The organism is Pseudomonas sp. CHM02, assembly GCF_000612585.1.
Lineage (GTDB): Bacteria > Pseudomonadota > Gammaproteobacteria > Pseudomonadales > Pseudomonadaceae > Aquipseudomonas.
The window spans coordinates 41,345-59,712 of record NZ_JFCA01000035.1 but is presented as its reverse complement, the minus strand read 5'-3'; the positions used below and the strand labels follow the sequence as shown (position 1 = coordinate 59,712).

The 18,368-nt window shown below is 62.6% G+C and carries 15 protein-coding genes; 8 read left to right on the top strand and 7 right to left on the bottom strand.

All coding sequences use genetic code 11. The features are described 5' to 3' along the window. Nucleotides 1–704: 704 nt before the first annotated feature. Entirely contained in the window at nucleotides 705–3,314 is a 2,610-nt protein-coding gene (gene acnB / locus BM70_RS0120690) for a bifunctional aconitate hydratase 2/2-methylisocitrate dehydratase (RefSeq protein ID WP_025857763.1), read from the bottom strand. A 394-nt stretch (nucleotides 3,315–3,708) separates the two neighbouring features. On the opposite strand from acnB, the gene BM70_RS0120685 reads away from it, so the two are divergent. After that, entirely contained in the window at nucleotides 3,709–4,179 is a 471-nt protein-coding gene (locus BM70_RS0120685) for a DUF1289 domain-containing protein (RefSeq protein WP_025857762.1), read from the top strand. 48 nt (nucleotides 4,180–4,227) lie between these two features. On the opposite strand, the gene BM70_RS0120680 is transcribed toward BM70_RS0120685, so the two are convergent. Next, the gene (locus BM70_RS0120680; RefSeq protein ID WP_025857761.1) at nucleotides 4,228–5,091 is read right to left on the bottom strand and encodes a universal stress protein; all 864 of its coding nucleotides are present in this window, start codon (nucleotides 5,089–5,091) and stop codon (nucleotides 4,228–4,230) included. A gap of 152 nt (nucleotides 5,092–5,243) precedes the next feature. Here BM70_RS0120680 and BM70_RS0120670 point away from each other — a divergent pair, with 152 nt between their 5' ends. Then, nucleotides 5,244–5,846 (top strand): tRNA-(ms[2]io[6]A)-hydroxylase, encoded by a 603-nt coding sequence (locus BM70_RS0120670; protein ID WP_025857760.1) that lies wholly within the window; start codon nucleotides 5,244–5,246, stop codon nucleotides 5,844–5,846. Here the strand turns inward: BM70_RS0120670 and BM70_RS0120665 are convergent. Then, nucleotides 5,802–7,001 carry an MFS transporter gene (locus BM70_RS0120665; protein WP_025857759.1) on the bottom strand — a complete coding sequence of 400 codons (1,200 nt, stop codon included), beginning with the start codon at nucleotides 6,999–7,001 and terminating at the stop codon, nucleotides 5,802–5,804. The genes BM70_RS0120670 and BM70_RS0120665 overlap by 45 nt on opposite strands. A gap of 157 nt (nucleotides 7,002–7,158) precedes the next feature. On the opposite strand from BM70_RS0120665, the gene BM70_RS0120660 reads away from it, so the two are divergent. Next, complete coding sequence (locus tag BM70_RS0120660) at nucleotides 7,159–7,866, top strand: winged helix-turn-helix domain-containing protein (protein WP_025857758.1); 708 nt, start codon at nucleotides 7,159–7,161, stop codon at nucleotides 7,864–7,866. After that, nucleotides 7,867–9,144, top strand: a complete 1,278-nt coding sequence (locus BM70_RS0120655; protein WP_025857757.1) for an ATP-binding protein — start codon at nucleotides 7,867–7,869, stop codon at nucleotides 9,142–9,144. It abuts the gene before it with no gap. Between the two features lie 183 nt (nucleotides 9,145–9,327). On the opposite strand, the gene BM70_RS0120650 is transcribed toward BM70_RS0120655, so the two are convergent. From BM70_RS0120650 to BM70_RS0120635, 4 genes are all read right to left on the bottom strand, one after another. Continuing rightward, the gene (locus BM70_RS0120650) at nucleotides 9,328–10,119 is read right to left on the bottom strand and encodes a MipA/OmpV family protein (protein WP_081782105.1); all 792 of its coding nucleotides are present in this window, start codon (nucleotides 10,117–10,119) and stop codon (nucleotides 9,328–9,330) included. 17 nt (nucleotides 10,120–10,136) lie between these two features. Beyond that, nucleotides 10,137–11,951, bottom strand: coding sequence for a serine hydrolase (locus tag BM70_RS0120645; RefSeq protein WP_025857755.1), 1,815 nt, complete (start codon nucleotides 11,949–11,951; stop codon nucleotides 10,137–10,139). A gap of 94 nt (nucleotides 11,952–12,045) precedes the next feature. Continuing rightward, the gene (locus BM70_RS0120640) at nucleotides 12,046–12,534 is read right to left on the bottom strand and encodes a GFA family protein (protein WP_025857754.1); all 489 of its coding nucleotides are present in this window, start codon (nucleotides 12,532–12,534) and stop codon (nucleotides 12,046–12,048) included. Between the two features lie 33 nt (nucleotides 12,535–12,567). Further along, on the bottom strand, nucleotides 12,568–13,458 hold the full coding sequence (locus BM70_RS0120635; RefSeq protein WP_025857753.1) for a LysR family transcriptional regulator: 891 nt from the start codon (nucleotides 13,456–13,458) through the stop codon (nucleotides 12,568–12,570). 213 nt (nucleotides 13,459–13,671) lie between these two features. Between BM70_RS0120635 and BM70_RS0120630 the strand changes: the two genes are divergently transcribed. Genes BM70_RS0120630 through BM70_RS0120615 form a run of 4 tightly spaced genes read left to right on the top strand, consistent with a single transcriptional unit; the run spans nucleotide 13,672 to nucleotide 18,246 of the window. Beyond that, complete coding sequence (locus tag BM70_RS0120630; protein WP_025857752.1) at nucleotides 13,672–14,490, top strand: MaoC family dehydratase N-terminal domain-containing protein; 819 nt, start codon at nucleotides 13,672–13,674, stop codon at nucleotides 14,488–14,490. 29 nt (nucleotides 14,491–14,519) lie between these two features. Further along, complete coding sequence (locus BM70_RS0120625) at nucleotides 14,520–15,683, top strand: acyl-CoA dehydrogenase family protein (protein WP_025857751.1); 1,164 nt, start codon at nucleotides 14,520–14,522, stop codon at nucleotides 15,681–15,683. A 10-nt stretch (nucleotides 15,684–15,693) separates the two neighbouring features. Next, nucleotides 15,694–17,043 carry an MmgE/PrpD family protein gene (locus tag BM70_RS0120620; RefSeq protein WP_025857750.1) on the top strand — a complete coding sequence of 450 codons (1,350 nt, stop codon included), beginning with the start codon at nucleotides 15,694–15,696 and terminating at the stop codon, nucleotides 17,041–17,043. A gap of 9 nt (nucleotides 17,044–17,052) precedes the next feature. Then, complete coding sequence (locus BM70_RS0120615; RefSeq protein WP_025857749.1) at nucleotides 17,053–18,246, top strand: CaiB/BaiF CoA-transferase family protein; 1,194 nt, start codon at nucleotides 17,053–17,055, stop codon at nucleotides 18,244–18,246. Nucleotides 18,247–18,368: the final 122 nt, after the last annotated feature.

The window sequence follows — 18,368 nt, the reverse complement described above, 5'->3', positions numbered from 1 at the left end:
GGTAACGGCCACTTAGGGTTCCGCTCTTACAGCGGCTCACTTTTGGAAAGACCCAAAAGTAAGCAAAAGGTCTTCGCCCCAACACTCGGTGCCTCGCCTAGGCTCGGCATGCCCTCACTCCGGCTTTGGAGCGTGGGCCGCCGCGATGGGCCATCCTTGGCCCAGCGCGGCTAACCCGGCGTCCTGCCGGGTTACCCACGCTCCAAAGCCTGCGTTCGGCCAGCGTGTTTGACGGGGCGCCTCAGATCAAGATCAAGAGCGACTCGCTTCGCATCGTGGATACGCGGTCCCTTGTAGGAGCCGGCTTGCCGGCGAAAAACGTGAGATCGCCGCGTTTATCCAGTTGTACCCCCATCATCGTTAACGACCATCGCCGGCAAGCCGGCTCCTACACGACCGCGTTTGCCCTTGCCTTTGCTCCACACCACTCAAGCCGGCTGTCAGGCCGCTGTGCTCTTGTTTTTGATTTTGATCTTAGGCACCCCCCAAATCACTGTCGGATTACGGGCATACCGAGCCTAGGCGAGGTGCCGAGTGTTGGGGCGAAGCGTTTTTGCCGCTCTTCTAAAAGTGACCCGCTGTAAGAGCGGAACCATAAGCGGCCGTTACCCAAATAACGGATATGTACCCGGTCTCACCCATATCCCAGGCATAAAAAAACGCCGCGTACCTCACGATACGCGGCGCTTCCTCACATCAACACCTTAGGCTTGAATCACCGGGATGTTGGCGCTTGCTGCGATCTTGCGGAACTCGGCGATCTGGTCGAAGTTCAGGTAGCGGTAGACGTCACTGGCCATGGTGTCCAGTTTCGCCGCGTAGCCCATGTACTCTTCGACGGTCGGCAGGCGACCCAGGGTAGACGCCACTGCCGCCAACTCGGCCGAAGCCAGGTAGACGTTAGCGCCGTCACCCAGACGGTTCGGGAAGTTACGGGTCGACGTCGACACAACGGTCGAATTCGGCTCTACACGTGCCTGGTTGCCCATGCACAGCGAGCAGCCTGGCATTTCCATGCGCGCGCCAGCCTTGCCGTAGATGCCGTAGTAGCCTTCTTCGGTCAGTTGGTGAGCGTCCATCTTGGTCGGCGGCGACAGCCACAGACGGGTTGGCAGCTGGCCCTTGACCTGCTCCAGCAGCTTACCGGCAGCGCGGAAGTGACCGATGTTGGTCATGCACGAACCGATGAACACTTCGTCGATCTTCTCACCGGCAACGCTGGACAGCAGACGGGCATCGTCCGGGTCGTTCGGTGCGCAGAGGATCGGCTCGTTGATGTCGGCCAGGTCGATCTCGATGATTTCGGCGTATTCCGCGTCGGCATCGGCTTCCATCAGCTCAGGGTTGGCAACCCAGGCTTCCATCGCTTGGGCGCGACGTTCCAGGGTGCGCGGGTCACCGTAGCCTTCACCGATCATCCAGCGCAGCAGGGTGATGTTGGAGTTCAGGTACTCGGTGATCGACTCTTTCGACAGCTTGATGGTGCAACCGGCAGCCGAACGTTCAGCCGAGGCGTCGGACAGTTCGAAAGCCTGTTCCAGCGTCAGGTCGTTCAGGCCTTCGATTTCGAGGATGCGGCCGGAGAAGGCGTTCTTCTTGCCTTTCTTCTCTACGGTCAGCAGGCCCGATTGGATCGCGTAGTAAGGAATGGCATGAACCAGGTCACGCAGGGTGATGCCAGGTTTCATCTTGCCTTTGAAGCGCACCAGGATCGATTCCGGCATGTCCAGTGGCATTACGCCAGTGGCTGCGGCGAACGCGACCAGACCGGAACCGGCCGGGAACGAGATGCCCATCGGGAAACGGGTGTGGGAGTCACCACCGGTACCCACGGTGTCCGGCAGCAGCATGCGGTTCAGCCAGCTGTGGATGATGCCGTCGCCTGGACGCAGCGATACACCGCCACGGGTCATGATGAAGTCAGGCAGGGTGTGGTGGGTGGTCACGTCGATCGGCTTTGGATAGGCCGCGGTGTGGCAGAACGACTGCATCACCAGGTCGGTCGAGAAGCCCAGGCACGCCAGGTCTTTCAGTTCGTCACGGGTCATTGGACCGGTGGTGTCCTGGGAACCCACGGTGGTCATCTTCGGTTCGCAGTAGGTGCCAGGACGCACGCCTTTGCCTTCTGGCAGGCCGCACGCCTTGCCGACCATTTTCTGTGCCAGGGTGAAGCCTTTGCCGGTGTCGACAGGCGCTTCAGGCAGCTTGAACAGGTCGGTAGGGCCCAGGCCCAGTTCGGCACGCGCCTTGTCGGTCAGGCCGCGACCGATGATCAGCGGGATACGGCCGCCGGCGCGAACTTCATCCAACAGTACCGGGGTCTTCATTTCGAAGGTGGTGATGACTTCGTCGGTACCGTGCTTGCAGACTTTGCCAGCGTGCGGGTACAGGTCGATCACGTCGCCCATGTTCATGTTGGTGACGTCGAACTCGATTGGCAGTGCGCCAGCATCTTCCATGGTGTTGTAGAAGATTGGAGCGATCTTGCTGCCGAAGCAGAAGCCGCCAGCGCGCTTGTTCGGCACGTAAGGCACGTCGTCGCCGAAGAACCACAGCACGGAGTTGGTCGCGGATTTACGCGAGGAACCGGTACCGACCACGTCACCGACGTAGGCGATCGGGAAGCCTTGGCCGCGCATCTCTTCGATCTGCTTCATCGGGCCGGTCTTGCCTTGCTCGTCCGGCACGATGCCTTCACGGGCCATTTTCAGCATGGCCAGGGCGTGCAGCGGGATGTCTGGACGGGACCAGGCATCAGGCGCAGGGGACAGGTCGTCGGTGTTGGTTTCGCCGGTCACCTTGAAGACGCGCAGGCTGATCTTGTCGGCCAGGGTAGGGCGGTTGCGGAACCACTCGCCGTCAGCCCAGGACTGGATCACGGCTTTGGCGTGCTCGTTGCCGTTACGGGCTTTTTCAGCCACGTCATGGAACGCATCGAACATCAGCAGGGTGTGCTTGAGTTGGGCGGCCGCGACGGGCGCCAGCTCGGCGTCGTCCAGCAGCTCGACCAAAGTCACGATGTTGTAGCCGCCTTGCATGGTGCCAAGCAGTTCAACAGCGCGTTTCTTGTCGATCAGGGGGGAAGTGGCTTCGCCCTTGGCCAGGGCAGACAGGAAACCGGCCTTGACGTAGGCAGCTTCGTCAACGCCTGGTGGAATGCGGTTGGTGATCAGGTCAACGAGGAATTCTTCTTCGCCAGCCGGGGGATTTTTCAGCAGCTCGACCAGGCCTGCGGTTTGTTCGGCGTTAAGCGGCTGGGGAACGATACCCAGGGCTGCACGCTCTTCGATATGTTTGCGGTAGGCTTCAAGCACAGTTATTACCCTCATCAGTGGTCCCACGGGACGCTCATCCAGAAATGAACGGCACGCATGCGCTCGGGGGCTTTTTGGGCCGCAAAGCCAGCGCTGCCGGCATTCCTCACAGAAGCTGCTTTCAAAGTTTTACGCCTGCAGAACGGGGCTGATGAGGGTTGGCGCGGGGTTGACCTACCGAGTCATACACCGCACCAACACCGTTCTGAAGGAACGACTGTGCTCGTGACGCTTTGAAAACAGCTTCCAGCGGATTATTGGCGCCTTACAAGGCCGGATGATTCTACGGCAAAAAAATTCTAAAGGTAAGTTGCCTAACCAAGTTTGCTGGGTGATCAACCTTAGACAAAGGGCTAACATGGCGCACTGTTTGCTGATCTGCGTGTCGTTGCCCATGTCCAACCAAACCATCAAGACCCCCTGCGTCGGCCTGTGCTCCACGGTTTACGGCGATCTTGTGTGCCGCGGTTGCAAGCGCTTCCACCACGAAGTGATCCAGTGGAACGGCTATAACGAAGAAGAAAAACGCGCGGTCTGGCTACGCCTGGAGCAGTTGTTGGTGCAGGTAATGGCCGGCAAACTGGAGGTTTTCGACCCCAAGACCCTGCGCGGCCAGCTGGAACAGCGCAAGATTCGCTTCGTGCCGCACCAGTCCGAGTACTGCTGGGCCTACCAGTTGATCGCTCGTGGGGCACGGGTGATCAATCACCTGGAGGCCTACGGCATGGTGCTCTTGCCCGAGTTTCGCGACTGGCCGTTGCCGGACCTGCGCGATGCGATCGATCGGGAGTTCTTTATCCTGTCCGAGGCGCATTACCAGCGGTATATCGCGCCGAGGTTCCTCAAGGATGCGTTTGCAGGCTAAAAACACACATCCAAATGTGGGAGATCTTCATTGCCGCAAGGTTCGGTATCAGGGCTTGGTAGCCAGTTCTTCCAGGTGATCCATCAGCGTCTGTGGCTTGAGCACCAGCACATCACTCTCCACCGCATCCAGAATCACCTCCGCCGTATTGCCGATCAGTGCCCCGGAAATCCCGGTGCGCGCCACGGTACCGATGATCGTCACCGCCGCTTGCCACTTGTGGGCGGCGAAGGGGATCAGCACGTCCGCCGGGCCTTCCTCGATATGCAGGTGCGAGTCGTCCACATCGAACTCGGCCTGGAACGCCTTGCATTGCTCGCGGTAGCGCGCCTCGATGGTTTCCTTGAGCTGGAACGTCGGGTCCGCTGCCGACAGCATCGGCGACGGATGGGCGCTGATCACGTGCAACTGAGCCTTGGCCAGGCTGGCGATATCGAAGCCATGGTCAATGATCGAGTTGTGCAATGAACGGTGCTCGCCATCCGTATTGCCGACATCGATTGCCGCCAGGATCACGCCGCCCGTCCACGGCGTCGCCGTCTTGACCAGCAATACCGCCGTCGGGCAGTAGCGCAGCAGCTTCCAGTCCGCCGGTGTCAGCAGGGCTTTTTTCAGTGGGCTGTCCGGGAAGTGCTGCTTGATCACCAGCCCACAGCCCTCGGCCTGCTGCACGTCGATGATGGTTTCATGCAGGCTGTCATTCCACGCCTGCTCGGTGCTGACGCTGTAGCCGTCTTCCTGCAGACCCGATTTCAGCAGGGCCAACAGCGCCGAGTGCTCATGCTTCTTGTCACAGACCAGCAAATGCAGGTGCGCGCCGGTGACCCCGGCGATCAGCTTGGCGCGTTTGAGGGCCAGGCTCTCCGAATGCTCGGGCTCGACGACCACCAGGATGCTGCGGATGGCTTGCATGATCGGGATCTCCAAAAAAGGCGGGGGCTGGAACAACTATAGTTGCTGGCTGGCGCACGTCATGTTGATGCACATCAAGGCCAGCGGCTGGTGGTCTGCAGCGGGGTCGGTATAATCGCCGGCCTTTTGTGATCCTTTTGCCCGTGAGCCCGATGAACCTGCCAGAAATCCACGAATTCCTCGGTTGCCGCACCCCTGATGCCTGGGTCCAGGCCGCGCTGGCCGATCAGGAGACCCTGCTGATCGACCACAAGAACTGCGAATTCAAAGCCGCCAGCACCGCCCTTAGCCTGATCGCCAAGTACCACGGCCATGTCGACCTGATCAACATGATGTCGCGCCTGGCCCGCGAAGAACTGGTGCACCACGAGCAAGTCATGCGCCTGATGAAAAAGCGCAAGGTCGAGCTGCGCCAACTGCATGCCGGGCGTTACGCCTCTGGTTTGCGCAAAGTGGTGCGCAGCCACGAGCCGGTCAAACTGGTGGATACGCTGGTGGTGGGCGCCTTTATCGAGGCGCGCAGTTGCGAGCGTTTCGAAGCGCTGGTGCCGCATTTGGACGAAGAACTCGGCAAGTTCTACTTCGGCCTGCTGAAAAGCGAGGCGCGGCACTTCCAGGGGTACCTCAAGTTGGCGTACCAGTACGGCGACGCCAAGGACATTGCCCAAGTGATCGAGCGGGTGAGGGCGGCCGAGCAGGAACTGATCGAGTCACCCGACATCGAGTTCCGCTTTCACAGTGGCGTGCCAGCCTGAGGCCACGGCCACGCCTAGCAACGCGGTGATCCCGGCCAGCAGCAGGATCACCGCCTGTGTACCCAACGGCGCTGCCAGCAGCGCAATCGCCAGGCCCGCCAAGGGTTGCGGCAGGTTATTGAGCAGGGTGATCACGCCCACCGTCTTACCAAAGTCCTGCACGGGGATCACGCGCTGACGGGTGCTGCGCAGGTAGACGTTGAACATCTTGTCGAAACCGGTGACCAGCAGGAAACCCACGGCATACAGCCACACGCCAGGGCTGATCGCCATGATCAGCGCGCCCACCCCGATCATCGAATACGACAACCCGCCCATCACCTTCAGCGGCAGGCCGGCCCGCGCCAGATAGAACAGAATCCCGATCGTCACCAGGGCGCCCGCCGCCTGCAGCGCGGCATAGGCGTCCTTATCCTGCGCAAACTGGCCTGTCACCATCGCCGCAGACGTGGCCAGCGTGACACCGATGATCAGGTTCACACCCACGGCCAACGTGATGATCCGCTTCAATTCCGCCAGGCTGCGGATATGCCCGAAGGCAATCTTCAGCGGTCGCAGCCAGATATCCCGGTGCTGCTCGAAGGTCTCCAGGCTGACCGTGCTGGAGCGCTGCCACACTCGCATCGCCAGGTCTGCCAGCAAAAACAGCCCGGCCACCCCCAGCACCACCCAGTGCCAGGCCCACAGCTCCAGCATCAGCGCCGCCACCAGTGGCCCCAGCACCAGCCCGCCCTGGTCAGCGATCTGCGAATAGGAGAGGGTCTTGGCATAGCTGTACTGCTCGAAGATATGCGGCATCAGCACTTCCCGCGCCATGATGCCCTGCGTGGTCAGCACGCCGCACAGCGCCGAGAGCAGCACGATCCAGTAGATGCCATCGAACACACTGTACAAGGCGACCGCCACGGCACAGGCCAGTGCCCGGTACACCTGGCTGATATGCAGGATGCGCACCGGCGCAAACTTGTCGCACAATGCGCCGCACACCGGGAACGCCAGGTAACGCGGCAGCGACTCGACAAAAAACGCCAGCCCGGCCCAGGCCACGCTCTGGGTGGTCTGGAACACGATCAAGGGCACGATAAACAGCAGGATCTGGTCCGCCAGCCGCGACAGGAACAGCGAAACAAAGAACGCTAGGTAATCCTTGCGCATACAACTCCCTGTAGTTGGCGTTAAAGATTGCAGGTTATTTGTTAAAAACTCTTAAAAGCATGAAGCTTCGTCGGCCAGTGCAGGCCTGCGGCTTTAGTTGCCCAGCTTGCCACCTATAATGCCCGCTCTTCAATCCGCGTCTGCACACTGAGAACTTATGGAAAACCTGGGGTTGGGCAAGGTATTGCTCGTCGAGGACGACGAAAAGCTGGCAGGGCTGATCGCGCACTTCCTGTCGCAGCACGGTTTCGAGGTGCGCGTGGAGCATCGCGGCGATGAGGCCCTGGCGGCGTTCCTGGATTTCAGGCCGAAGATCGTCGTGCTCGACCTGATGCTTCCCGGCCAGAGCGGCCTGCATGTGTGCCGTGGGATCCGTTCGGTGTCCGACACGCCTATCGTGATCCTCACGGCCAAGGAAGACGACCTGGACCATATCCTCGGCCTGGAGTCCGGTGCCGACGACTATGTGATCAAACCGATCAAGCCGCCGGTGCTGCTGGCGCGCCTGCGTGCCCTGCAACGCCGCCAGGCGCCGGAGCCGACGGTGCGCGGGTCGCTGGCCTTCGGGCGGCTGGCCATCGATCGCAGTTGCCGGGTGGTCAGCCTGGGCGATGACAAGATCGACCTCACCACCATGGAGTTCGAGCTGTTGTGGTTGCTGGCCAGTAACGCGGGCACGATCCTGTCCCGCGATGACATCCTCAACCGCATGCGCGGTATTGCGTTTGACGGCCTCAACCGCAGCGTCGATGTGTACATCAGCAAACTGCGCGGCAAACTCAACGACAATCCCCGCGAGCCGGTGTGCATCAAGACCATCTGGGGCAAGGGTTACCTGTTCAACCCGTTCGCGTGGGAGGTCTAGATGCTGCGGCTCTACATTCGCCTGTACATCATCCTGGCGCTGGGCCTGGCGGGGGCGATCTGGCTGGTCAACTACACCTTCGATGAGTTGCTGCCCGAAGCCAATGAAACCTATAACCGCGAAGCCCTGCGCGGGCCGGCCTATGGCTTGGTCGAGCAGTTGCGGCCCTTGCCGGGCGATGCTCGCCAGGCACGGCTGAGCGAACTGCAACCCCATTACGGCCTGCACCTGAAACTGGTGCAGCGCGATGACCTGGCGCTGAGTCAGCGTGAGCAACAGCTGCTCGCTGCGGGAAAGCTGGTGGTGCGCGGCGACTTCATGGAATTCATCGCCAACATCGATGGCGGCCCGCAGTTGCTGAATATCAAGCTGCCCGATGAGCCGAAATGGTTGTACCTGTGGGCCTACAGCCTGCTGGGTCTGAGCCTGGCGATCGTGCTGTATTTCTGGGTGCGCCCGCACTGGCGCGACCTGGAGCATATTCGCCTGGCCGCCCAGCGTTTTGGTGACAACGACCTCGGTTCACGCATCCTGCTGCCACGCCGCTCCACCGTGCGCGAGCTGGCCGGGCACTTCAACCAGATGGCCGAGCGCATCGAAAGCCTGATCGCCAACCAGCGCGAGCTGACCAACGCGGTGTCCCACGAACTGCGCACGCCGATTGCGCGCCTGTCGTTCGAACTGGACCAGCTCAAGCAGCAAACCGACCCGCGCCAGCGCGGTGAATTGATCACCGACATGTACGCCGACTTGGGCGAGCTGGAAGAAATGGTCTCCGAACTGCTGACCTACGCCAGCCTGGAGCGCGGCGCCACCCAGGTCACTCGCGAGCGTATCGAGGCTCACAGTTGGCTCGACAGTGTGATCGGCAGCGTGGCCCTGGAGGCCGAGGCGGCCGGCATCCAGCTGTCGTTGCGCACCTGCGAGGTGGACTTTATCCAGATCGAGCCACGCTTTATGGCACGCGCGGTGATCAACCTGTTGCGCAACGCCATTCGCTATGCCGACCGCCGCGTCGAAGTGTCGCTGATCAAGTTCGGCAGCGGCTATGAAGTGCGGGTGTGTGACGACGGCCCCGGTGTGCCGGAGGAAGGCCGGGCGAAGATCTTCCAGCCCTTTATGCGCCTGGACGCTAGCCGCGACCGCCGTACCGGCGGCTTCGGCCTGGGCCTGGCGCTGGTGCAGCGGGTGTCGCAGTGGCACGGCGGCCAGGTGCAAGTGCTGGATTCGGAATGGGGCGGGGCCTCGTTTCGGATGACTTGGGCGTATGCCGAGTAACTGTAGTCGCTGGCTTGCTGCGAAGGCGGCCTGACAGCCGACCACTCTCTAACTGTTGCCCCGCGATCTAACTGTAGGCGCTGGCTTGCCAGCGATGGCGATCGTTCATTCAAGGACGGGGCTGAATGTTTATCCGCTATCGCTGGCAAGCCAGCGCCTGCAGTGTTTGATTGGGTTATCAGGTCAGAAGGTGTATTCCAAAACGCCCATCACTGAAGTCTGCAACCGTCGCTCCACAATGGGGCTCTTGCCGGCTTCGTCCGCCAGGTATTGCACGTCCAGCAAGGTCGAGAACTGAGTGTGTTCGCTGATGGGCAGGCTCCACGACAGGTTCAGGCCGTTGCTGATGTTGCCGGCGCCAGCCTTGTAGGCTTTGAAGCGGCTGCGGGCGGCTTGGCCGGTGGTGACGCCGTACCAGGTCTGCAGGTAGTCGCGGTCGCCAAAATGGCTGCTGAGGCTGGCATCCACGGAGCCGTAGCGGCCTTCATAAAGGTTCGTGCCCAGGCTCAGTTCCAAATGGGTGAACGCCTTGCCACTGTCTTTGTGGTCATCTTCCTTGAGTGCATGTTCCAGGGTGGCGCCGACAATTGCGCCGCCGAGGTTGTAGCTGGCACTCACGCCCACTTGCGGGCGTGACTTGATTTCGCCCATGCCCTTGAGGCGCTTGGAGCCGGCATGCATTGACTCGTTCTTGTCCTTGCGTGAGGCGCTGGCGCCGACGTAGGCACTGAAGCTCAAGGCATTGCCTTCGTAGCCCCAGCCCAGGCCTTTGTCGGTGTCGAGGAAGATTCCCCATGGGCTGACGACGGCGCCGCCGACCATGGGCGCGGTCATGCGCTCGTCGCTGCCGCTGTAGCGTGGCAGGTTGGCAACGCCGGCCTTGAGGGTGTAGGTCCAGTCCTCGGCCAGCACTGGGTTGGCGCCTGCGAGCAAGCACAGTGAGGTGATGGACAGGCAGAGGTGTTTGGAGGGCATCAGGGCTTTCATGGGGATCAGAAACTCAGGGGTGGATGGGTACGTTTGAAGGCGTAGCCCGAGGCGCTCAGGCCGTTGACCTGGCGGCTGACGGTGTCGCCCAGGCCATAGCCGTTGCCGGCGAGTACGGCATGGGCGTTGTCCACGGGCAGCAGGATGTAGTCGGTCAGCGGCTCGTCATGCAGTTGGCCGCGAATCACCAGGAAGCCTTCTTCCAGGCGCACGCTGATGCCGCTCAACGGTGCGTCGGGCTCGTGGGTGTTGAGCACTTGATAGGTGCCGACGGTATCGGCCCAGGCCGTGGGCAGCGGTGGCGGGTCGATGCGTTCGCCGATGGCGATGCGCTGGCCGTGGCTGCGCGCAGTGAGTATCTGCCGGCCTTGCACGGTGATCATGTCGAGTTGTACGCGGCCGAGTTCGCCGAGGTCCTTGAGCCAGAAACCGAGGACTTTTTTCTGCGCGCGCAACCAACCCTGATCGTCACGCAGCAGTTCGAAGTCGTAGCCGGCCAACTCGCCCCGCAGCCGATTGGCGTCGTCCCTGATCCGGAACACGCCCCAGGCGGTCGCGTAGAACCCGGCCAGGCGCTGGCGGTCGATGGCGGCCGGCACCTGGCGCAGCTTGAGCCCATGGCGGGGTGCCTGGCAGTCGTCGTTGCACATCCGCTCACCGGTGTGTGCCTGGAGCATCAGGCGTAGGGTGTCGGTGGCCAGTGTGGCAACCAGGTCTTCGGCATTGCTGTCATTGGCCATGATGATCACCGCCAGTTGCTGGTCAGGCAGCACGGTCAGTTGCGCGGCAAAGTCATCGCCACCGCCGCTGTGCTGGTAGCTGCGCACGCCGGGCGCGATCGGCTCGTCACCGCACGGCGCCAGGAACCAGCCCAGGCCGATCTGGCAGTCGAAATCCAGGGCGTTGCCAGTGTTCTGCTGGGTGAACATGTCATCGATGGACCGGCTGGCCATCACCCGATTGCCCTTGTAGAGGCCCTTGGCGAACAGCATCTGCACGTAATGGCTGAGGTCCTTGGGGCTGGCCCACAAGCCGCCGGCGGCGAGGTCGCGCACTTGGGCGTCGGTGCTGGCGACACCTTCCTGATAGCCCTGGGCGCGATTGGCCGATTGCGCAGCGGTGCCGACAAAACTCGCGTGGCTCATTTCCAGCGGTGTGAGCAGGCTGTGTTGCAACTGGGTTTCAAAGTCCTTGCCGCTGCTGCGCTCGATGGCCGCGCCCACCAGCGCATAACCCAGGTTGGAATAGGCCACCTGCGTGCCGGGCGGTGTGCTCAGCCATATGCCCGACAGGCGCATCGGCATCTGCCCCATGGCGAAGCGGTTGCGCAGGTCGCGCAGGTGCTCACTGGGCAAGCCGGATTGATGGCTGAGCAGGCGACGCAAGGTGATGTCGCGGTCGGCGGCCTGTTGGTCGACGTGAAAGCGCGAGCGCACATAGAACTCACGCAGGGTCTGCTGGATCGGTGCATCCAGCGCCAGCCGCTGCTGTTCCACCAGTTGCAGGGCAGCACTGGCGGTGAACAGCTTGGAGATCGCTCCGGCGCGGAAGGCAGTGTTCGGCGTCACCAGCAGGCCCATGGCTTTGTCGGCCATGCCGAACCCGCGTGCCCAGATCAACTCCTGGCCGTTGACCAGCGCAATCGACAGGCCGGGCACGTTTGCACGGGCCATCTCTTGGGGGATGCGAGTTTGCAGGTAGCGGATGATCGCGCTGTAGTCGCCCTTGGGAATCGGCGGCGGGGCAGGTGGCTGCCCGTGGCAGCCGAGACTGCCCAACAGGCAACCGAGTAACGGAATACCACGCAATGTGCGAAGCATGAAGAGCACCCGACAGGTGGTTTGGATGCTCGAATGCTAGGGGCGCGATGCCCAGAGGTCTTTGGCAGCTTTGTCGAGAAACTGTCAAAGACTGTTAACGGGTCACGCCATTGCGCTCATGCCATTGGGCGATGGACTCTTCGGGGTATTCATCGAACTGCAGGTCACCCTTGCGCAACGTGACTTCCACCCACGGCGCCTTCGACCCCAGCATCAGGTGCGTATGCTCCGGCGGCACTGGCAACGGCGTGTCGATGGCCGAGGCAAACGGGTGGATCAACTCCGGCCACTCCGGGCTGAACAACCACAAGGCGCTGCCGCACTGCGAACAGAAGTGCCGTTCGGCGGTGCTCGCGTGGGCACGGCTGGCGCCCTCGGGCTTGAGCCTGGCGTGGTAGATCGAAATCAGTTTGCGCCCGCGCACCTTCAGGCTCTTGGTATCGCCGGCGAGGTTGATCGCATAACCGCCACCGCCCTGGGTCTTGCGACAGATCGAGCAGTAGCAACGCTGGTAAGGGTAAGGATGGGCACTGTCGAGGCTGAACGTGACGGCGCCGCAATGGCAGGATCCTTCGAGCTGCATGGGCTGACTCCTTTGGCAAGGTGACTGTCCAGCTTAGGCGTTTTCCGGCATCAACGTGGCAATCAACGCACGAATGGTGCCGGGCAACGCCTCCAGCTCCCGCACCAGGATGCTGCGTTCGCGAATCGCCCAGGGCTCATCGAGCTTCACCGCCACCAGTTGCATGGTGCGGCTGTGGCGCACGGCGGCGGACTCCGGAATGATGCCAATGCCCACGCCGGCCTCGACCATCCGGCAAATCGCCTCGAAGCTGGATACTTGAATCCGTAGCGACAAATGTTTACCGAGCCGCTCGACGTGTTCGCGCAAGAAGCTCAGCAAGGTGCTGCCTTCATGCAGGCCGATATGCTGGTAGGCGAGGGTCTGTTCCAGCGTCACCGACGCTTGCTCCGCCAGCGGGTGGCCGACCGGCACCATCAACACCAGCTCATCCGTGCTGAAATGCAGCACCTGCAAACCCGCCGCTTCCACAGGCCCGGCAATGATGCCCATGTCGCTGGTGCCATCGAGCACGCCGCGCACGATGTCGCGGGACAGGCGTTCCTGCAGGTCGACGGTGACGCCGGGCCGTTGCGACAGGAAACCCGCCAGCACTTCCGGCAAGAATTCGGTGACCGCCGTGGTGTTGGCGAAGATGCGGATATGCCCGGCCGAGTCCACGCCGTACTGGGTGAATTCGCTCTTGAGATAGTCGACCTGGCGCATGATCAGCCGCGCATGGTGCAGCAAGCGCTCACCGGCCGGAGTGATCTCCACGCCACGGCTGTCGCGGTACAGCAGGCGAGTGTCGAGCTGGCCTTCGAGGGCCTTGATCCGCGCACTGGCGGCCGCCGGTGAGAGAAATGCGCGCTTGGCACCCTGGGTCAGGCTGGGGGATTCGGCGATATGGATAAACAGGCGCAGGTCGGCCAGATCGAAGTGCATGCAAGGCTCCGTGGCATTTTAAACCTGTAGGAGCCGGCTTGCCGGCGATCGCGGTCATCCTGACACACCGCCATCGCTGGCAAGCCAGCGCCTACAGAGGGTGTTTGGCGTTCAGCATAACCGAACGCTGGTTTATTGAAATGCAAATTCTCAGAACGGGCACGCGCTTGCATGATCCGGGGCAGACACTCACTGCCCGAGGACCTGCACCCGATGAGCGCCACCGATTGGATCGGCCGAAGCGAGACCGCCCACGACCACCTCAGCCATAACCTGCTCAAACGCATCGCCGCCACGTTCGGCGACGCGGTGCCCGCGGATGGCGCGGACATACCGCCGCTGTGGCAGTGGTGTTTCTTCCAGGACCCGCTGCCGGAAACCGCGCTGGGCGCAGACGGCCACCCGGCCCGTGGCGGCTTCCTGCCGCCGGCCGACAACCGCAATCGCATGTGGGCCGGCGGGCGTATCGAGTTCATTCATGCGCTGCGTGCCGGCGAGGCGGCGACCCGCGTGTCGACCATCACCCAGGTAGAAGAAAAGACCGGGCGTACCGGCTCGTTGCTGTTCGTCACCGTACGCCACGACTACTCCCAGGCGGGCCGCCTGGCGATCCGCGAAGAACAGGACATCGTCTACCGCGAACCCACGCCGCCCAAACCAGGTAGCGGTGAGGCGCTGGAGCAGGGCGAATGGCGTGAAGCGATCGACCCCACGCCAACCCTGCTGTTTCGCTACAGCGCCGTGACCTTCAACGGCCACCGTATTCACTACGACTATCCCTATGTCACCGGCACCGAAGGCTATTCGGGACTGGTGGTGCACGGGCCGCTGATTGCCACCTTGAGCCTGCGCGCATTTTGCCGAGCCCACCCCGACGCTACCTTGCGCCGTTTTGCCTATCGCGGCGTACGCCCGTTGATTGCGCCGCAACCCTTCGAAGTGGGGGGCCGCGTGACCGAAACCGGCGTGGCCCAGCTATGGGCCGGCAACGCCGAAGGCCTGGCGCAGCAAGCCCACGTGCATTTCGAATAATCCAAGAACAACAGGCGGAGAGCCGTTACATGAACCCCAATGACAATGAAGAACTCAATGCCATCCGCGAAGGCGTGCGCGCCTTGTGCGCAGAATTCGATGCGGCCTACTGGCGCAAGATCGATGAAGAGAAAGGCTTCCCCGAAGCGTTCGTCAAGGCGCTGACCGACGCCGGCTGGCTGTCGGCGATGATCCCTGAAGAGTACGGTGGCTCCGGCCTGGGCCTGGCCGAGGCCTCGGTGATCCTCGAAGAAGTGAACCGCTGCGGCGGCAACTCCGGCACCGTGCACGGCCAGATGTACAACATGTTCACCTTGCTGCGCCATGGCAGCGAAGCGCAGAAGCGCTTCTACCTGCCCAAGCTCGCCAGCGGCGAGTTGCGCCTGCAGTCCATGGGCGTGACCGAGCCCACCACCGGCACTGACACCACCAAGATCAAGACCACCGCGATCAAGCGTGGCGACAAATACGTGATCAACGGCCAGAAAGTCTGGATCTCGCGGGTGCAGCATTCCGACCTGATGATCCTGCTGGCGCGCACCACGCCATTGGTCGAGGTGAAGAAAAAGTCCGAAGGCATGTCGATCTTCCTGGTGGACCTGCGCGAAGCCATCGGCAACGGCCTGACCGTGCAGCCCATCGCCAACATGGTCAACCACGAGACCAACGAGTTGTTCTTCGACAACCTCGAGTTGCCGCTGGACAGCCTGATCGGCGAGGAGGGCAAGGGCTTCAAATACATCCTCGACGGCCTCAACGCCGAACGCACGCTGATTGCCGCCGAATGCATCGGCGACGGTCGCTGGTTCGTTGAAAAAGCCAGCGCCTATGCCCGCGACCGCGTGGTGTTTGGCCGGCCCATCGGGCAGAACCAGGGCGTGCAGTTCCCGATTGCCGAAGCGCATATCGAGATCGAAGCGGCAGACCTGATGCGCTGGCGTGCCTGCGAGGAATACGACAGCGGCAAGAATGCCGGCGCGAGCGCGAACATGGCCAAGTACCTGGCGGCCAAGGCGTCCTGGGAAGCGGCCAATGCCTGCCTGCAAACCCACGGCGGCTTCGGGTTCGCCTGCGAATACGACGTGGAGCGCAAATTCCGCGAGACGCGCCTGTACCAGGTGGCGCCGATTTCCACCAACCTGATCCTGTCCTACGTGGCCGAGCATTTGCTCGAACTGCCACGCAGCTTCTGAGGGCCTGACCATGAGCCATACCCAAGCCTTGTGTCGGTTCCTTGCCGAGTTGAACTACGCGCAACTGCCTGAAGACGTGCTGGCGCGTACCGAAGACCTGTATCTGGACTGGCTGGCCTCGGCCCTGGCCAGCAAGGGTGCGCATCCGATTCCGTTGTTCGAACGCTATGCGCAGAAGATGGGCCCGAGCAGCGGCCCGGCGCAGGTGATCGTCAATGGCAGCAGTAGCAGCGCGTATTTCGCCGCGCTGGTCAACGGCGCTTCGTCCCATCTGGTGGAGCAGGATGATCTGCACAACAGCTCCGTATTGCACCCGGCGACCGTGGTGTTCCCCGCGGCGCTGGCGGCGGCTCAGGACCTCGGCAAGTCCGGCCGTGAACTGCTGCTGGCCTCGGTGGCCGGCTACGAGGCCGGTATTCGCATCGGCGAGTTCATGGGGCGTTCCCACTACCGCATCTTTCACACCACCGCGACCGTCGGCACGTTGGCGGCGGCGGTGGCGGTGGGCAAACTCTTGGATTTCAACGAGGAGCAGTTTATCAACCTGCTTGGCAGCGCCGGCACCCAGGCCGCCGGGCTATGGGAGTTCCTGCGCGATGCCGCCGACTCCAAGCAACTGCACACGGCCAAGGCCGCGGCAGACGGTCTGCTCGCCGCTTACCTGACAGCGGATGGGCTGACCGGCGCGCGCAATATCCTCGAAGGCGACCAGGGCTTGGCAGCAGGTATGTCCAGCGATGCCGAACCGAGCCGGTTGTCCGCCGACCTCGGCAGCCGCTGGGCGCTGCTGGAAACCTCGTTCAAGTTCCACGCTTCATGCCGCCACACCCATCCCGCCGCCGATGCGCTGTTGGAGTTGATGCAGCGCGAAAGCCTCACCGCCGCCGACATCGCCCACGTGGAAACACGCGTGCACCAGGGCGCCATCGATGTGTTGGGTCGGGTGAACGTGCCGACCAGTGTGCACCAGGCCAAGTTCTCCATGGGCACCGTGCTGGGCCTGATCGCGGTGCATGGCAAGGCCGGGCTCACGGAATTTCATGAATTGGCATTGACCGACCCGGCCGTCTCGCGCTTTCGCGACAAGGTCAGCATGACCCTCGACCCTGAGGTCGATGGCGCCTATCCCCGGCACTGGCTCGGCCGCGTCACCGTCACCACCCTCGATGGCCGCACGCTGCACGGCGCCATCGACGAGCCCAAGGGCGATCCGGGCAACACCCTGAGCCGCGAAGAGTTGGCGGATAAATTCCAGCGCCTCACCCGCTTCAGTGGCGCCCGCACCTCGGCCCAGGCCGACGTCTTGATCGAAAAGGTCTGGGACTTGCGCAACGCCGCGTCCATGGCCGGCTGGCTCTGAGGAACTGTCATGACTCATCAACGACCGCTGGACGGTATCACCGTTGTCAGCCTGGAACACGCGATTGCCGCGCCGTTCTGCACCCGTCAGTTGGCGGACCTGGGGGCCCGTGTGATCAAGGTCGAGCGCCCTGGCACCGGCGACTTTGCCCGTGGCTACGACGAGCGCGTGCGCGGCCTGGCTTCGCATTTCGTGTGGACCAACCGTTCCAAGGAAAGCCTCACCCTTGACCTCAAGCAGGACGAGGCGGGCGACATTCTCGACACGTTGCTGGCCGACGCCGATGTGCTGGTACAGAACCTGGCGCCCGGTGCGGCGGCGCGCATGGGCCTGTCGTTCGAGGCATTGCATGCGCGTTTTCCGCGTTTGATCGTGTGCGATATCTCTGGCTACGGCGAAGGCGGGCCCTACGAGAAAAAGAAGGCCTACGACCTGCTGATCCAGAGCGAGGGCGGCTTTCTGTCGGTGACCGGCGGCCCCGGCGAAGACCAGATGGCCAAGGCCGGCTGCTCCATCGCCGATATCTCGGCGGGCATGTACGCCTACAGCGGCATCCTCTCGGCGCTGCTGTTGCGTGGCAAGACGGGAAAGGGCAGTCGCATCGACGTGAGCATGCTGGAAAGCCTGGTGGAGTGGATGGGCTACCCGATGTATTACGCGTTCGATGGCGCCCCCCAGCCGCCGCGTGCCGGGGCTGCGCATTCGACGATCTATCCCTATGGCCCGTTTCCCACCGGCGACGGCGGCACGGTGATGCTCGGCTTGCAGAACGAGCGCGAGTGGGCGGCGTTCTGCGACAAGGTGCTGCTCACGCCGGCATTGGCGACGGACGAACGTTTCTCCGCCAACTTCAAGCGCTCGGCCAACCGCGACGTGCTGCGCCAGATCATCGTCGACAGTTTTGCCCAGCTTGACGCCGAAGCGGTGATCCAGCGCCTGGAAGACGCGCAGATCGCCAGTGCGCGTGTCAACGATATGCAAGGCGTGTGGGACCACCCGCAACTCAAGGCCCGCGACAGCTGGCGCGAAGTCGATAGCCCGGCGGGGCCGTTGCCGTCGCTGCTGCCACCGGGACGCAATGCCGCGTTTACCCCGCGCATGGACCCCGTGCCCGCGTTGGGGCAGCACAGCCAAGCCATTCTCGACCAGCTCGGTTTCAGCGCCGACGCTATCGAAACCCTGAAAACCCGCGGCGTCATCTGACCCCGCACCCCTTTGCAGGAGCCGGCTTGCCGGCAATGGCGGCCTTGAGCATGCACTGATTTCAAGGGCCTCATCGCTGGCAAGCCAGCTCCTGCATCGGGCGTGACAATAAGGAATTGTGT

What these genes read in the sequence shown, in the direction of transcription:
- BM70_RS0120685 (WP_025857762.1), top strand. Translation starts at nt 3,709, where the DNA reads ATGTCCAACCAAACCATCAAGACCCCCTGCGTCGGCCTGTGCTCCACG.
- BM70_RS0120680 (WP_025857761.1), bottom strand. Translation starts at nt 5,091, where the DNA reads ATGCAAGCCATCCGCAGCATCCTGGTGGTCGTCGAGCCCGAGCATTCG.
- BM70_RS0120670 (WP_025857760.1), top strand. Translation starts at nt 5,244, where the DNA reads ATGAACCTGCCAGAAATCCACGAATTCCTCGGTTGCCGCACCCCTGAT.
- BM70_RS0120665 (WP_025857759.1), bottom strand. Translation starts at nt 7,001, where the DNA reads ATGCGCAAGGATTACCTAGCGTTCTTTGTTTCGCTGTTCCTGTCGCGG.
- BM70_RS0120660 (WP_025857758.1), top strand. Translation starts at nt 7,159, where the DNA reads ATGGAAAACCTGGGGTTGGGCAAGGTATTGCTCGTCGAGGACGACGAA.
- BM70_RS0120655 (WP_025857757.1), top strand. Translation starts at nt 7,867, where the DNA reads ATGCTGCGGCTCTACATTCGCCTGTACATCATCCTGGCGCTGGGCCTG.
- BM70_RS0120650 (WP_081782105.1), bottom strand. Translation starts at nt 10,119, where the DNA reads ATGCCCTCCAAACACCTCTGCCTGTCCATCACCTCACTGTGCTTGCTC.
- BM70_RS0120645 (WP_025857755.1), bottom strand. Translation starts at nt 11,951, where the DNA reads ATGCTTCGCACATTGCGTGGTATTCCGTTACTCGGTTGCCTGTTGGGC.
- BM70_RS0120640 (WP_025857754.1), bottom strand. Translation starts at nt 12,534, where the DNA reads ATGCAGCTCGAAGGATCCTGCCATTGCGGCGCCGTCACGTTCAGCCTC.
- BM70_RS0120635 (WP_025857753.1), bottom strand. Translation starts at nt 13,458, where the DNA reads ATGCACTTCGATCTGGCCGACCTGCGCCTGTTTATCCATATCGCCGAA.
- BM70_RS0120630 (WP_025857752.1), top strand. Translation starts at nt 13,672, where the DNA reads ATGAGCGCCACCGATTGGATCGGCCGAAGCGAGACCGCCCACGACCAC.
- BM70_RS0120625 (WP_025857751.1), top strand. Translation starts at nt 14,520, where the DNA reads ATGAACCCCAATGACAATGAAGAACTCAATGCCATCCGCGAAGGCGTG.
- BM70_RS0120620 (WP_025857750.1), top strand. Translation starts at nt 15,694, where the DNA reads ATGAGCCATACCCAAGCCTTGTGTCGGTTCCTTGCCGAGTTGAACTAC.
- BM70_RS0120615 (WP_025857749.1), top strand. Translation starts at nt 17,053, where the DNA reads ATGACTCATCAACGACCGCTGGACGGTATCACCGTTGTCAGCCTGGAA.